A 14,225-nucleotide genomic window follows, 5' to 3' on the forward strand; every position below is an offset into this window, starting at 1 on the left:
TCACGTGGACTGCGGCCGCAGGAGCGCGGCGCGGATTTCCTCGGTTGTCGTGACCGGCAGGTCGCAGACCGCGCCCCGGCAGACATAGGCTGCGGATCGGCCGCCGACGGCGTGCCGGCCGGCCAGCAATGGCTGCGTATCCGGTTCGCCCGCAACGATGACCGAGCCGCCGGGGGCAGTCATCCGGGCGGCGCGGACCAGCTCGGCGGCCAGCTCCCCCGCGTCCGTGGTGGCGGCCTCTGCGCCCTCGTCAGCGGCAGGCCCCGCGTCCCCGACAACACGCGGCTTGGTGTCTCCTACTGCGACCGCAACCTGGATCGGCCCGCGCAAGGCGGCTTCGGCCACTGACAGCCACTGGCCTCCGGAGCGCGGGGCACGCGCCAGGACGACCGCGCCGCGTTCCAGGGTCTGATCCGCCAACTCGCGGTAGCGCAGCGCGCGTTCCGGATCGCTGAGAGCGGAAGCGGTGAGCAAGGCTTCGGCCAGCACGGAGGCGCCCGCCGGAGTAGCGCCGTCCAGCGGATCGCGCGGCCGGGCGACCAATGTCTCGGCATCGTCGGCGGTGTCGAACCAGCTGCCCGGATTCTCCGGGTCGGCGAAGTGGGTGACGGCGGCGTCGAGAATGCGCTGGGCGGTGGGGAGCCACTCGCCCTCGGAGGTTTGGTGCAGGGCGAGCAAAGCCATTGCGAGCCAGGCGTAGTCCTCCAGGACACCGGTCGCGGACCCGGCCACGCCACCAAGAGAAGCACGGCAGACGCGGCCGCCGGTCACATGCGTGTCGAGCAGGAAGCGGGCGCAGCGTTCGGCCGCGGCCACCCAGGCGGACCGCTGATGGGCGGCGCCCGCCTCGGCGAGGGCCGCGATGGCCATGCCGTTCCAGGCGGTCACGACCTTGTCGTCCCGCTCGGGCTGGGGGCGGCGATCGCGGGCCGTGCGCAGGGCGGCGCGAATGCGCTCGAACCGTTCGGCATCGGCGGCCGCGGGGTCGGCGTAGCGGGTGAGCACCGACGTGCCGTGCTCGAAGGTTCCGGCCGTGGTGACTCCGAAAAGTTCCGCGGCCCAGGCGCCGTCGAGTGCACCGAGGACACCGTTGAGTTCGGCCGGAGTCCAGACGTAGGTCGCGCCCTCCACGCCGGGGCCGCCCGGCTCGAGATGCGTATCGGCATCCAGTGCGGAGGCGAACCCGCCCTGCGCGGCGCCCAGGTCGTCGATCAGGAACTGCGCGGTCTCGCGAGTTATCCGCAGCGCCAACGGTTCCGAGGCGTCGGGCGCCCCCGCCGAGGCGTGCCGCGCCCCCTGCGCGCCGTCCTGCTCCCGCCGCGCGAGATGCCCGTACACCCGCAGCAACTGCGCATTGTCATAGAGCATCTTCTCGAAATGCGGCACCACCCAAGCGGCATCCACCGAATACCGCGCGAACCCACCCCGCAACTGGTCGTAGATCCCACCCCGCGCCATCGCCTCGGCGGTGAACGAAACCGCTTGCAGCACATCCTTGTCGCCGGTGCGCTCATACCCCCGCAACAGTCCTTCCAGCAATGCCGAAGGCGGAAACTTGGGCGCACCCCCGAACCCCCCGTGCTGTGGATCGATATCCCGCAACACGGTCGCCACCGCATGATCCAGCAGCTCCGCACTCACCCCCACGGTACTGTCCGGCAGCCCGCCCGCCTGCTGCCGCAACGCCTCCCCCACCTGCCCCGCCGCCTGATCCACCTCATCCCGCCGGTGCTGCCAGGTGTCGTTCACCGCCGCGAGCAACTGCGTGAACGACGGCATCCCATGCCGAGGCGTCTTCGGGTAATACGTCCCGCAATAGAACGGATCCCCCGCCGGCGTCAGGAAGCAGGTCATCGGCCACCCACCCTGCCCCGTCATGGCCACGGTCGCATTCATGTACACCGCATCCAGATCGGGCCGCTCCTCCCGATCCACCTTGATGCACACGAAATGCTCGTTCATCACCGCCGCCGTAGCCTCGTCCTCGAACGACTCGTGCGCCATCACATGACACCAGTGGCAGGACGCGTACCCGATAGACAGCAGGATCGGCACATCCCGCTCCGCCGCCTCCGCCAGCGCCGCAGCATCCCACTCCCGCCAGTCCACCGGATTGTCGGCATGCTGACGCAGGTACGGCGACGTGGCGGTGGCCAATCGGTTCATATCCCCAGCCTTCCACATCTGGCGAGCACACAGCACGCACCGCACGCACCCATCCGATCAGCGGCCGTGGACGAATCAGAACTGGAAGCGGTCCGGCAGACCAGCGATCCAGCAATCGGCAGATCAGCGGAGACTGTATCGGCAGATCAGCGGTAACGTTATCGGCAGATCAGCGAAATGAAGCTACCATAGCGGAATGCGCGAAGGCATCGGCTATCTACCCCGACGAGCCGCTGAACAGGTAGAAGAGGCCTTGTCGGATACCCGCGTCGTCATCCTGAACGGTGCCCGGCAGACCGGGAAGAGCACTCTCGCTGAATGCTGCCTCCGCAGTCATCGAGACACCGTGAAGCGGTATCTCGATGACCCGCGGACACGTGCCTCAGCGGTCGCCGATCCGGTCGCGTTTCTCGACGCTCCGAGCATCATGTTGATCGATGAGGTGCAACGGGTCCCCGAGCTGTGGCTGGCGATCAAGAACGCCGTCGATCGCGACCCCCGCCCGGGCCGCTTCCTGCTGACCGGATCGGCCCGGCTGCTCGGCCTCAGCAGTCTGCCCGACGCGCTTCCGGGACGCGCGGAAACCATCGAGCTGTTTCCGCTGTCCCAAGGTGAAATCTCGGGTACACCAGATGGATTCATCGACGCCGTCTTCGCGCCCGACCACCGCATCCGTAGCGAACCGAGCGAGCTGCGGCGTCGCGACTACCTCGCTCTGGCCTCTCGTGGCGGCTATCCCGAAGCGGTGCGGCGCACGACCCCGCGCCGGCGCGCACAATTCTTCAAGTCTTACCTCGACGACATCATGAGCCGAGACGTGCACCAAGTCGCCGATATCCAGCGCAGTTCGGATATGCGCCGACTCATTGCCGCCCTGGCCGCGCAGAGCGGCGGATTGCTCAACTACAGCCGACTCTCCTCGGACCTGGGCATACCCGCCAGCACAGTCCGCGACTACATCGGCCTCCTCGAGGTGATCTACCTCATCCGCCTCATTCCGGCATGGTCCGCGAATGCCACCGCACGCGCCATCGCAACCCCCAAACTGGTGTTCACCGATGCCGGCCTCGCCGCACACCTGCTCACCGGCATGAGCGTAGATGCCATCATCGGCGGCATCATCGAAACCTTCGTCCTCGGTGAACTCACCCGCCAACTCACCTGGAGCCGAACGATGGCCCAGATTCACCACTATCGCGACCGTGACGGCTACGAGGTCGACGCCATACTCGAGGACAATGCCGGCCGCATCATCGGCATCGAAGTCAAAGCCGCCGAAACTGTTCGGACAGATGACTTTCGAGCTCTGCGCCTGCTCCAGCGCCGCCTCGGTGACCGCTTCCATGCGGGCTTCGTTCTCTACTGCGGCGACCAGCAACTCCCCTTCGGCGACCGGCTGGCCTGCCTTCCCATCAGCACGCTGTGGAGAACGCCCGCACCATAACGACCAATCGCCGACAGGGAAATACTCGGCCGATTCGGCTCACGCCAGGATCACGGCGTACTGGCCCCGCACCCAACGGGCGTGGTAACCAATTGGCCGACAAAGGGTTTCCGACAGTAGGGGTGAGTCAGGGCAGGGAGTTGAACAGGGCGGCGCCGACTCGCTGGACGTCGTGGCAGGCGTTGGCGGTGCCGGGCTTCGCGCGGCGGACGGTGAAGACGATGCTGCCGGATTCGGCCGGGGTGGCGATGTGGCAGCCGAGCTGGTTGGAGTCGGCTACCGAACGGAATACGACCATCTGGCGGCCGTAGTACTCGGTGCGCCTGAGGTCGTGGTAGGTGCCGGGTTCGAGGACCGCGTCCATTGAATCGCCGGAGGCCACGATGGTCGTTTCGAAGGTTCCATCGGTGGATTGCCAGGTGCAGGCCGGGTACTTCGAACCGGATACTCGCGTTTCGGTGGTGGAGTCCAATCCCGCTGCGGCGAGGTCGGATTCGGGGAGCGAGCACGGATCCCAGGAGGCGCCGGCCGGGGAATCCACGGCGGATGTGGCGGGGCCGCCGGGGTCGGCTTCGGTGGGATCCGGTGCGGCCGTGCCGCTGTCGTCCTGGGCGGTCGTGGGCGCGCCCGCGGTGGCCCGCACCGAGGTGGTCCCACCCGGAGCCGGTGAACCGCCCGTCGAGTCGGTGGCACAGCCGGTGAGCGCGATGGCCGCGGCACCCAGCACCGCCGCAATACGGGGCGCGGTGGTCCTCGCCTGGATTCCCCGGCGATGCGGAGTGACGCAGGATTCGAGTGTGCGTGTCATGATCGGCGGATACCTCCAGCTCAGCGGCCGAAAAGCACTGTTCCGGAAATGGATTCGACTATCCCGCGCTGCGCGTTCAACGTATGGCGCGGGCCGGGTGCCGCACTATCCGATGAATGCCCTATTCGATGGCCCGCCCGGCGCTGCCGCTCGCCGAATCGGAGAAGCCCTCCGTGTGCCGGAGGGCTTCTCGGACGGCCTTCGCCGTTCGGGGCGAAGTGAGGTCAGTTCTGCGGGGCGGGCTGGGGCTGGGGGTCGGCCCACTTGGAGGTGCCCGGTGCGGCCTGCCAGGTGTTCAGCAGGTCGATGCCTGCGGCGACCAGGGTTGGGCCGCCCGCGACCAGGCCGCCGATGATCCCGCCCGCTGGGGCGCCGGCGATTCCGCCCGGGATGCAGCCGACCATGATGGTGGCGACGCAGCCGACGATGAATCCGATGATGCCGCCGACCAGGGCGCCGACTTGACCGGCGACCGAGAGTTTGCCGCTGAATTCGTTGAGCGCCTTCTGGTCCTCCGCCGGCGAGGCGATCGGCTCGACCGCGAGCGGCTGCGTGGGGATCTGCACGCCTTCCGGCTTCGCCGGGGTGATCTCGAGAACCGTGTCATCGTGCTTCGTGACCGCGGTGATCGGGACCCGGACATCCCCGATCCGGTAGTCCAGCGGCATCGACACCACCGTCGCGCCGCTGGCGTCCATGATGTTGGCCACCTGGGTCTTCGGGGCGTCGGGGGTCGCGCCCTCCTGCTCGCTCAGCGTGAACCTCGCGCCCCGCAGCGCGGCGACAACCGTCTTGTCGACCACCTTGAGGGAGTACTTGATCCCCGGATCGGCGGGGGCGGCGGGCTCGGCGTGCGCGGTCCCCAGGCCGGCGATCAGTGCGCCGGCAACCAGTACGGCCGCCGCGGTGGTGCTGCGGAATCTCATTCGATGTCCCAATCCGTTCGTCCATTGGGCCACACCGCCGCTGCCTGGCGAGACTTACTGTCCCCCAACACAATTCCACACGAGCAAAGGCAATGACGGTGCGGCCGAAGCCAATCGCGATCAGCCTAGAACGGGTTGCATCCACAAGGGGCCGTCGATGATTCCCGCTAGAGCGCCCGATGATCGATTAGTGATGCGGCGGCGAATCACCGTCGCCCGGAATCATGTTCGGCAAAGGGCAGGGTGAGCCCGGAAGCAGGTCGCTGACCGGGCCCACCCTTCGAAGGATATCGATCTGTCGACAGGCATCACCTCGCTTCCACTGCACGCTTACCGGCACAGCGCAGGCGACGACCGGTCCGGCGGGGCGCGGGTCAGGCGGTGATCGCCTGGCGGTGGCCGTCGTGGCGGGAGATCTCGATCTTGCGGGGCTTGGCCTGCTCGGCGACCGGGATGGTCAACCGCAGCACGCCGTCGCGATAGTCGGCCCGGATAGCGTCGACGTCGAGGTTCTCACCCAGGAACAGCTGACGGCTGAACACACCGCGGGTGCGTTCCGCGGCGATCATCGACCGTCCGTCCTCGAGCTCCGGGCGGGACGCACGCACGGTGACCACATTGCGTTCGACATCCAGGTCGAGCGAGTCCGGGTCGATGCCGGGCAGGTCGAATTCCACGAAGAACTCGTCTCCGTCGCGCCAGGCGTCCATCGGCATGACAGCCGGGCGGGCCGGTGTACCGAACACCTGCTGCGTCAATCGATCCAGGTCACGGAAGGGATCGGTACGCATCAGCATGGTCGCCACCTCCAACTCACTCCATTCTCGATCGAAGGGAAACCAGATAACCTCTGTCATCTGACATAGATATTATTTAGCACTCTAGGCAGGAGAGTGCAAGCAGTCGGCGGAGCGAAGGCCGATGTCTCTGTAAATCAATGTTTCAAAATCAATCCAGCAAACCGGAGATCGGGTAAATGTGAGCAGATGAGATCTGCCACTGCCTCGAGAACCTTCATCGCCGGCGGTGTCGCCGTCGCGCTAGCGCTGCTGTCCGCCTGCGGTTCGCCGCCCGCGGACCAGGACGCGAAGGGATCCGGCAATGTGTACGGCGCCTCCGATACGCGGTTCCGGGCCTGCATGGTGACCGACGCGGGCGGTGTGGACGACAAGTCGTTCAACGAATCCGGGTGGAACGGCGTGAAGGCGGCCGTCGACGCCAACAAGGAGATCTCCGGCAGCTACCGGCAGTCCAACAGCACCGCGGACTACGAGCCCAACCTGCGGGCCTCGGCCGATGACGCGGATTGCGGTCTGGTGATCGGCGTCGGCGGCCTGATGGCGGATGCGGTCGAGACGGTGGCCAAGGAGAATCCCGACAAGCGCTTCGCCATCGTGGACTCCCACGTCGACCTGCCCAATGTGTACTCGATGGAGTTCAACGCGGCCCAGTCCTCGTACCTGGCCGGCTACCTCGCGGCCGGCACCACCAAGAGCGGGAAGGTCGCCACCTGGGGCGGCATGCAGATTCCGGCGGTCACCATCTTCATGGACGGCTTCGCCGCCGGTGTCGCCAAGTACAACCAGGTGCACAACACCGCGACCACCGTCCTCGGCTGGGACACCCAGGCCCAGAAGGGCTCGTTCACCGGCAATTTCGACGACACCAGCGCCGGCCGGTCGCTGACCGAGAACTTCCTCGCCCAGGGCGCCGATGTGATCCACCCGGTCGCCGGCCCGGTCGGGCTCGGCGGCGCCTCGGCCATCAAGGACGCCGGCAATGCCAGCATGATCTGGGTGGATTCCGATGGCTACCAGGCGGTTCCGGAGTACAAGCAGATCATGCTGTCCTCGTCGATGAAGGACATCTCCTCGGCGATCCGGGTGGCGATCGACAATGCCTTCACCGGCGGCGCCAAGGACGGCCGCTACGTGGGCACGCTGAACAATCAGGGTGTCGCGCTGGCGCCGTTCCACGACTACGACGGCAAGGTCCCCGACGCGTTGAAGCAGGAACTGAAGCAATTGCAGGCCGATATCGTGGCGGGCACGGTGACGGTCTCCTCGCCGGCAGCCCCGAAGCCATAGCGTATGCGCCTCGAACTACGCGGCCTGACCAAGAAGTTCGGCGATTTCGTCGCCGATGACGCGATCGACCTGGTGGTGCCGCCGGGTCAGATCCACGCCATCCTCGGCGAGAACGGCGCGGGCAAATCCACGCTGATGAACATGCTGTACGGGATTCTGGAACCCGACGACGGACAGATCCTGATCGATGGCGCGCCGGTGCGGTTCCGATCGCCCGGCGACGCCATCGCGGCGGGAATCGGCATGGTGCATCAGCATTTCAAGCTGGTCGGCCCGTTCAGCGTCGCTGACAATGTCCAGCTCGGGCGGGAGCACGCCCGAGCCGGGATTCTCGATCGCGCCGCGGCCCGCCGGGCCGTGCGGGAGGTGTCCGAGCGCTACGGCCTGGCGCTCGATCCGGATTCGATCTGCGAGAACCTGCCGGTCGGTGTGCAACAGCGGGTGGAAATCGTCAAGGCGCTCTCGGGGCACACCGAACTGCTGATCCTCGACGAACCCACCGCGGTGCTCACGCCCACCGAGGTCGCCGAACTGCTGGCGATCATGCGGAACCTGGCGCAGTCGGGCATGTCGATCATCTTCATCAGCCACAAGCTGAAGGAGGTGAAGGCGGTCGCCGACACCATTACGGTCATCCGGCGCGGGAAAGTGGTCGCCGAAGCCTCGCCCGAGGACGGTGAGGCCGAACTGGCCGCCGCCATGGTCGGGCGCGAGGTATCGCTCACCGTCGACAAGACTCCGGCGCAGCCGGCCGGGAACGCCTTGGAGATCAAGGATCTCACCGTGCTCGACGATCGCGGCGTCGCGGTGCTGGACGGTCTGAACCTGACCCTGCGCGCCGGTGAGATCGTGGGCCTGGCCGGTGTGGAGGGCAATGGCCAGACCGAACTGGCCCGCGCCATCCTCGGCACCATCACACCGGCGGGCGGGTCCATCGAGATGATCGGCGCCGATGTCACCCGCTGGCACCCGTACCGGCGCATTGCGGCCGGACTGGGGTACATCCCGGAGGACCGGGCCCGCGACGGTCTGGTCGCCGAGTTCACCGTGGCCGAGAACATCGTGCTCAACCAGTACCGGGAGGCGCCGCTGTCCCGGCGCGGGGTGGTCGACGACAAGGCGGTGCGGGCCCTCGCCGCCAAGTCCATCGCGGAGTTCGACGTGCGCACCCAGGGACCCGAGGAGCGGGCGTCGGCGCTGTCCGGCGGCAATCAGCAGAAGGTCATTATCGCGCGCGAATTCTCCCGTCCGCGAAAGGTTCTGGTGGCCGCGCAGCCGACTCGCGGCGTGGATATCGGCGCCATCGAGTTCATTCACGCCCGGCTGGTGGCCGAACGCGACACCGGCACCGCGGTGCTGCTCATCTCCGCGGAGCTGGACGAGATTCTCGCCCTGTCCGATCGTGTGGCCGTCATCTACAACGGCCGGATCGCAGGCGAAGTGGCACCCGACACACCGAGATCGGAGATCGGACAGCTCATGATCGGCCACCGGCCCGAGACCTCCCCGGGCGACGCGTGAACACGACAACCCAGAAATCCCAGGCGGATACCGAGCCGAGCCGGAAAGGCTTCGGCCCCACCTTCGTTCGCTATCTGACCGAAGCCAACAACGTCATGGTGACGATCTACTCGCTGCTGCTGGCCTTCGCCATCGGCGCGGTGCTCATCATCGTCTCCGATCCGAACGTGCGCGGCACCTGGAGCTATCTGTTCGCCCGGCCCGCCGATGCGCTCAATTCCTCCTGGTATGCCGTCAGTACGGCCTATCAGGATCTGTTCGAGGGCTCGATTCTGGATTTCCATCGCCTGCAGCAGTTTTTCGCGGGCGATGCCACCCTGGCCCAGGTTCTGCGACCGCTCTCGGAGACCCTGACCTACGCGACCCCGCTCATGTTCACCGGTCTGGCGGTCGGGCTCGCCTTCCGGGCGGGGCTGTTCAATATCGGCGCGCAGGGGCAGTTCGTATTCGGCATGCTCGGTGCGCTGATCGTCGGCTTCGCGGTGGAACTCCCGGCGCTGCTGCATCTTCCGCTGGCGCTGCTGGCGGGCGGGCTCGCGGGCGGGCTGCTCGGCGCGGTACCCGGCTATCTCAAGGCGAGAACCGGTGCGCACGAGGTCATCTCGTCGATCATGCTGAACAATATCGCCGCTTACTTCCTGATCTGGGCGCTGGGCACCACATTCATCCACTCGGTCACCTCCCAGGAACTGGTGTCCAAGCCGGTCGAGACCTCGGCGCGGCTGCCGCAGCTGCTCGGCTGGGCCGGGTCGGGTCTGCGGGTGAGCACCGGACTGCTGCTCGGACTCGCCCTGGCCGCCGGAATCTGGTGGCTGCTGAGCAAATCCACCTTCGGCTTCCGCATCCGCGCGGTCGGCGCCAATGCCCACGCGTCCGAGACCGCGGGCATGGATATCGGGCGCACCTTCACCACCACCATGGGCGTGGCCGGTGCGCTGGCCGGGCTCGGGGGCGCGGCCCTGGTGCTCGGGTTGAACCCGTATACGGTGAATCCCACCACCGCGGTCGAATACGGCTTCGACGGCATTACGGTGGCGCTGCTCGGGCGCGCGCATCCGGGCGGGATCGTCGCCGCCGCACTGCTTTTCGGCGCCCTGAAATCCGGCACGCTGCACATGCAGCCGGCCATCCCGGTGGAGATGTCCACGCTGCTGCAGGCGGTCATCGTGCTGTTCATCGCCGCGCCCGCCCTGGTCAAAACCCTGCTGCGGCTGCGAACCCCGCGCGGTGGGCTCAATACTCTGGAAGCGAGGGGCTGGTGAACGCGACGACCGGCAGCGAACCGCGGATCGCGGTGTCGGACAAGGCCCTCCGGCGGCATACCGCGGCGGCGTACGGCTTGATCAGCCTCGGCGTCGTCCTGGGCGGGCTGGGGCTCGCGCTGATCGATACCGGGCGGACCACCACCTATCGGCTGGACCAGACCGTCGACGCCAGCTGGACCGTCGGCACGCTCCTGGTCGTCGTGACGCTGAGTGTCCTCGCGGCACTCGCCGGCGCCGCCCTGCTGCTGGTGCCGAAGGAAATCCTGCGGCGATTCGACGACTTCCTGATCGGCGGCGGGGTCGCCGCCCTCGTCATCGCCGCACTGTCGTGGACGGTCACCCCGGGCGTCGGCTTCCCCGTCGAATTCGTCCTGGCGACAACACTTTTCCTGGCCCTGCCGTTCATCTTCGGCGCGCTCTCCGGTGTCGTCGCCGAACGCTCCGGCGTCATCAATCTCGGTATCGAAGGCCAGTTCCTCACCGGCGCGTTCACCGCGGCGCTGCTGGCCTCCATCACCGGCAATGCCTACGTCGGAATGCTGGCCGCCACCCTCAGCGGCGTCTGCTCGACCCTGCTGCTGGCCTGGCTCGCCACCCGTTTCGAGGTCAACCAGGTGGTCACCGGCATTATTCTCAATCTGCTCGCGCTCGGCCTGACCGGCTTCCTCTACGAGCGGCTGATGCGCGCCGACGGCTCCCTCAACCAGCCCGCCACCGTCCAGAAGGTCGGCGACTCACTGGGTTTCCTGGCTGACATCCCGATCCTCGGACCGGTCCTGTTCGACCAGAACATCTTCGTCTACGTCGCCCTGGCCTGCGTCTTCGCCGTCTCCTTCCTGCTGTTCCGGACCCGCTGGGGCCTGCGCACCCGCGCCGTCGGCGAACACCCCGCCGCCGCCGACGCCGCCGGCATCAATGTCAACCGCCTCCGCTTCTGGAACGTCACCGCCGCCGGCGCCCTCTCCGGCTTCGGCGGCGCCTTCTTCACCATCGCCAACAATGTCTCGTTCTCCAAGAACATGACCGCGGGCCTGGGCTTCGTAGCCCTGGCCGTCATGATCGTCGGCCGCTGGCACCCCTTCGGCGTCCTCACCGCCGCCCTCCTCTTCGGCTTCTCCAGCGCCCTCCAACGCTTCCTCAACACCATGCCCGGCAACCCCATCCCGACCGAATTCCTCGGCATGCTCCCCTACGCCGTCACTCTCGTCGTAGTCGCCGGCTTCATCGGCCGCGCCGTGGCCCCAGCCGCCGACGGCATCCCGTACACGCCCGGGAGCAAATAGGCCGACGGCGCGAGGCCCTTCAATTCGAGTCCTCGAGGATTCGCTCGATGTGCGCGAAATAGTCGAGTAGGTCCGCGATTTCGGACAGGGGTACCCCCGCCCCGGACAGGGCCCGGATCTGTACCAGCCGCAGCAGTTCCGGGGATCGGTATCGGCGGCAGCCGGAGCTGTCGGACTCGGGTTCGTCGACCAGGCCGTGCTGGTGGTAGTGCTGCACCGTCGCCACCGTGATGCCGGCGAATGCCGCCGCCCGGTCGATCGCGAACCCCTCCCGGGCGTCATGGGGGTTGCATCCGGTACCCGGGTACAGGCTTAGCCTCGAATGATGGCGAGCCCGTCTCGGGCTCCCACGAGGCAGGAGGTGCCGGTCATGGCCGAGGAACCCCGAGTTCCGGACACCGGCGATGCGGACGGCGCGTGGGTGGCCGTCGACGCGTGCGCATTGCCGACCACCGAGCAGCCACTGCGGATAGCCGAGTTCGACGCGCTGTTCCGCGACGCGCTGCGGGGTATCGACCGGGTATCTCCCACGCGGCTGCGGCTGGACCTCGACGCCGCGGCCGAGACCCGGGCCCGGGAGCTGGCGGCGCGGGAATCGAGCTGCTGCTCGTTCTTCGCCTTCGGGTTCGCCCAGGCGGGAAAACAGTTGGTGCGCATGGACATCGACGTGCCGCCCGCCCGGTCCGAGGTGCTCGACGGTTTGGCCGCGAGGGCGGCGGCGAGCAGGTCGGCATGAGCGGGCTGCGCACCGGGCAGGTGGCCGAGGCCGCCGGGGTGAACATCCAGACATTGCGCTACTACGAGCGCCGGGGTCTGCTGGCCGCGCCGGATCGCTCCCTCGGCGGGCACCGCGTCTACCCGGAGCACACCGTGACCGTGCTGCGAATGATCAAGACCGCCCAGCGCCTCGGCTTCACCCTCGACGAGATCGCCGCCCTGCTGGAGGCCACCCGGCTCGGCGCCGGGCGACGCGCCGGGGCCGGTTTGCGCGCGCGAACCGAGGCCAAGCTGGCCGAGATCGACGCCGAGATCGCCGAACTCACCGCCGTGCGGGACACCCTGCGCGCCGCCGTCGAAGCCGGGTGCGACGACCTGCTCGCGTGTAGCGAATCCCCCACCTGCCCTTTGCCTTTCACCGCGCCGAACCCCGCCCCGTAACAGCGCACCCCTACGGCCGCGGCGCTGTTCGTCACCTCCGGCGTGGAGGTTCCGGTCCGCGATATCGCGGCCGCGGCCGGAGTCGGCACCGGCACCATCTACCGCCACTTCCCCACCCGGGCGGACCTGATCATCGCCGTCTACCGCCACCAGGTCGACGCCTGCGCCGCGGCCGGCCCGAACCTGCTGGCGACCTGCCAGACACCCCGCGCGGCCCTCGAACAATGGGTCGATATGTTCGTCGACTTCCTGGTCACCAAACACGGTCTCGCGGCAGCGCTCCGCAACGACAGCACCGGCTTCGAGACCCTGCACGCCTACTTCCTCGACCGCCTGCTGCCGGTCTGCACCCAACTCCTCGACGCTGCCGCCGCCTCCGGCGAAATCCGCCCGAACCTCGACGCCTACCACGTCATGCGCGGCATCGGAAACCTCTGCGTCGGCACCGAGCACGACCCCCGCTACGACGCGCGATCACTGGTGCAACTGCTCGTCTCGGGATTGCGCCCTCCACAATGATCGCCGCGGCTGTCTCAGGTAAGGCCGACGGCGGCCCGCCATTCATCGATGCACGAGGCCCTCGCCGAGGAATTCGGTGATCCGGGCCCGCGCGGCCTTCGCCTGGGGCACGACGCCGGGTGTGGCGAGGAAGGCGTGCGGCGCGCCGGGATACTCGGAAAGTTCCGCGGGCGTGCCGAACTCGCGTAGCCGTTCGGCATAGCGGCGGCCGTGGTCGGCCACCGGGTCCAGGGTCGGCACCACGACGAGGGCCGGGGCGAGATCGCTCAGATCGTCCGCGTGCACCGGGGACACCGCGCGCGCATCGGCCCCCTGGGGCACCGCCAGTTGCTGGAAGACCCGCAATCGGGTGACGGACAAGGTCGGGCTGTCCGCGTGCTGGACCATCGAGGGGTAGTCGTACATCGTGCCGGTCAGGTCGGTGACGGGGTTGGTCAGAATCTGCGCCCGCAGGCGCAGGCCGGATTCCCGGGCGCGCAGGGCGGCGAGCGCCGAGATCAATGCGCCGGTGCTCTCACCGGCCACGGCGGTGCGGTCCGGGTCGATGCCCCAGTCCGGGGCGTGCCGCACGATATGCCGCAGCACATCCCAGCCGTCGTCGGCGGCGGCGGTCAGCGGCGTCCCCGGGGCGAGCAGGCGGTGCTCGACCGAGACCACGACCGCGGGCAGGCGTGCGGCGAAATGGCTGTTGGCCCAATCGGATTGCGGCGCGGTGCCGACGAATCCGCCGCCGTGCACGTGCAGCACGAGCGGCAGGGCGGCGGCGCCCGCACGCCGGGGCCGATAGACCCGGACCGGGATCACGCGATCGGGCAGCGTCACCTCCTGCCAGCCGATGGTCACACCGCGATCCGGGAACCCGGTGATCACCCGGGCCAGGCGGGAACTCGCCTTGCGGTTCGCCGCATCGCGGTAGGCGAGCAGTTTCTCCGGCGTCAGCGTCGGCCAGTCCGGCTCCTTCTGCAGAGGGCTCAGCAGGCGGATACCGAGCGGCGGCCGGTCGATTGCGGTTGCGTTGTTCACTGCGCCAGCATCTCCGGTCGACCGC

Annotated in this window: 13 protein-coding genes and 1 pseudogene; 8 read left to right on the plus strand and 6 right to left on the minus strand. The window is 68.0% G+C overall.

The window, feature by feature from the left end; all coding sequences use genetic code 11:
* On the minus strand, positions 1-2,166 hold the full coding sequence (locus ACYQ5L_RS33105; protein WP_459962124.1) for a thioredoxin domain-containing protein: 2,166 nt from the start codon (positions 2,164-2,166) through the stop codon (positions 1-3).
* A 196-nt stretch (positions 2,167-2,362) separates the two neighbouring features.
* On the opposite strand from ACYQ5L_RS33105, the gene ACYQ5L_RS33110 reads away from it, so the two are divergent.
* Entirely contained in the window at positions 2,363-3,610 is a 1,248-nt protein-coding gene (locus ACYQ5L_RS33110; protein WP_459962125.1) for an ATP-binding protein, read from the plus strand.
* A 127-nt stretch (positions 3,611-3,737) separates the two neighbouring features.
* On the opposite strand, the gene ACYQ5L_RS33115 is transcribed toward ACYQ5L_RS33110, so the two are convergent.
* The 3 genes from ACYQ5L_RS33115 to ACYQ5L_RS33125 form a co-directional block, all read right to left on the minus strand.
* A complete protein-coding gene (locus ACYQ5L_RS33115; protein ID WP_459962126.1) occupies positions 3,738-4,418 on the minus strand; it encodes a DUF3558 family protein in 681 nt (226 codons plus the stop codon).
* A gap of 224 nt (positions 4,419-4,642) precedes the next feature.
* A complete protein-coding gene (locus tag ACYQ5L_RS33120; protein ID WP_459962127.1) occupies positions 4,643-5,344 on the minus strand; it encodes a DUF8020 domain-containing protein in 702 nt (233 codons plus the stop codon).
* A 374-nt stretch (positions 5,345-5,718) separates the two neighbouring features.
* A complete protein-coding gene (locus ACYQ5L_RS33125) occupies positions 5,719-6,141 on the minus strand; it encodes an Hsp20/alpha crystallin family protein (RefSeq protein ID WP_459962128.1) in 423 nt (140 codons plus the stop codon).
* Positions 6,142-6,330: 189 nt separating this feature from the next.
* Here ACYQ5L_RS33125 and ACYQ5L_RS33130 point away from each other — a divergent pair, with 189 nt between their 5' ends.
* From ACYQ5L_RS33130 to ACYQ5L_RS33145, 4 genes are read left to right on the plus strand one after another with little or no spacing between them, the layout of a single operon-like run.
* Complete coding sequence (locus ACYQ5L_RS33130) at positions 6,331-7,431, plus strand: BMP family lipoprotein (protein ID WP_459962130.1); 1,101 nt, start codon at positions 6,331-6,333, stop codon at positions 7,429-7,431.
* A 3-nt stretch (positions 7,432-7,434) separates the two neighbouring features.
* A complete protein-coding gene (locus ACYQ5L_RS33135; RefSeq protein ID WP_459962131.1) occupies positions 7,435-8,952 on the plus strand; it encodes an ABC transporter ATP-binding protein in 1,518 nt (505 codons plus the stop codon).
* Positions 8,949-10,214: an ABC transporter permease gene (locus tag ACYQ5L_RS33140; RefSeq protein WP_459962132.1), complete on the plus strand. Its 1,266-nt coding sequence runs from the start codon at positions 8,949-8,951 to the stop codon at positions 10,212-10,214. Before ACYQ5L_RS33135 ends, ACYQ5L_RS33140 begins: the two co-directional genes overlap by 4 nt.
* A complete protein-coding gene (locus tag ACYQ5L_RS33145; protein WP_459962133.1) occupies positions 10,211-11,500 on the plus strand; it encodes an ABC transporter permease in 1,290 nt (429 codons plus the stop codon). The genes ACYQ5L_RS33140 and ACYQ5L_RS33145 overlap by 4 nt, the downstream gene beginning before the upstream one ends.
* Before the next feature lie 19 nt (positions 11,501-11,519).
* Here ACYQ5L_RS33145 and ACYQ5L_RS33150 read toward each other — a convergent pair whose 3' ends face one another.
* Complete coding sequence (locus tag ACYQ5L_RS33150; protein ID WP_459963624.1) at positions 11,520-11,960, minus strand: MerR family transcriptional regulator; 441 nt, start codon at positions 11,958-11,960, stop codon at positions 11,520-11,522.
* Between ACYQ5L_RS33150 and ACYQ5L_RS33155 the strand changes: the two genes are divergently transcribed.
* The 3 genes and pseudogenes from ACYQ5L_RS33155 to ACYQ5L_RS33165 all read left to right on the plus strand — a co-directional run.
* Positions 11,871-12,236, plus strand: a complete 366-nt coding sequence (locus ACYQ5L_RS33155; protein WP_459962134.1) for a hypothetical protein — start codon at positions 11,871-11,873, stop codon at positions 12,234-12,236. The two genes, ACYQ5L_RS33150 and ACYQ5L_RS33155, sit on opposite strands and share 90 nt — an antisense overlap.
* A complete protein-coding gene (locus ACYQ5L_RS33160; protein ID WP_459962135.1) occupies positions 12,233-12,658 on the plus strand; it encodes a MerR family transcriptional regulator in 426 nt (141 codons plus the stop codon). The genes ACYQ5L_RS33155 and ACYQ5L_RS33160 overlap by 4 nt, the downstream gene beginning before the upstream one ends.
* Before the next feature lie 15 nt (positions 12,659-12,673).
* A pseudogene (locus tag ACYQ5L_RS33165) lies at positions 12,674-13,177 on the plus strand (TetR/AcrR family transcriptional regulator); the annotation flags it as partial.
* 42 nt (positions 13,178-13,219) lie between these two features.
* Here ACYQ5L_RS33165 and ACYQ5L_RS33170 read toward each other — a convergent pair.
* Complete coding sequence (locus ACYQ5L_RS33170; protein ID WP_459962136.1) at positions 13,220-14,200, minus strand: alpha/beta hydrolase; 981 nt, start codon at positions 14,198-14,200, stop codon at positions 13,220-13,222.
* Between the last annotated feature and the right edge of the window lie 25 nt (positions 14,201-14,225).

It is taken from the genome of Nocardia sp. IFM 10818 (assembly GCF_054655275.1).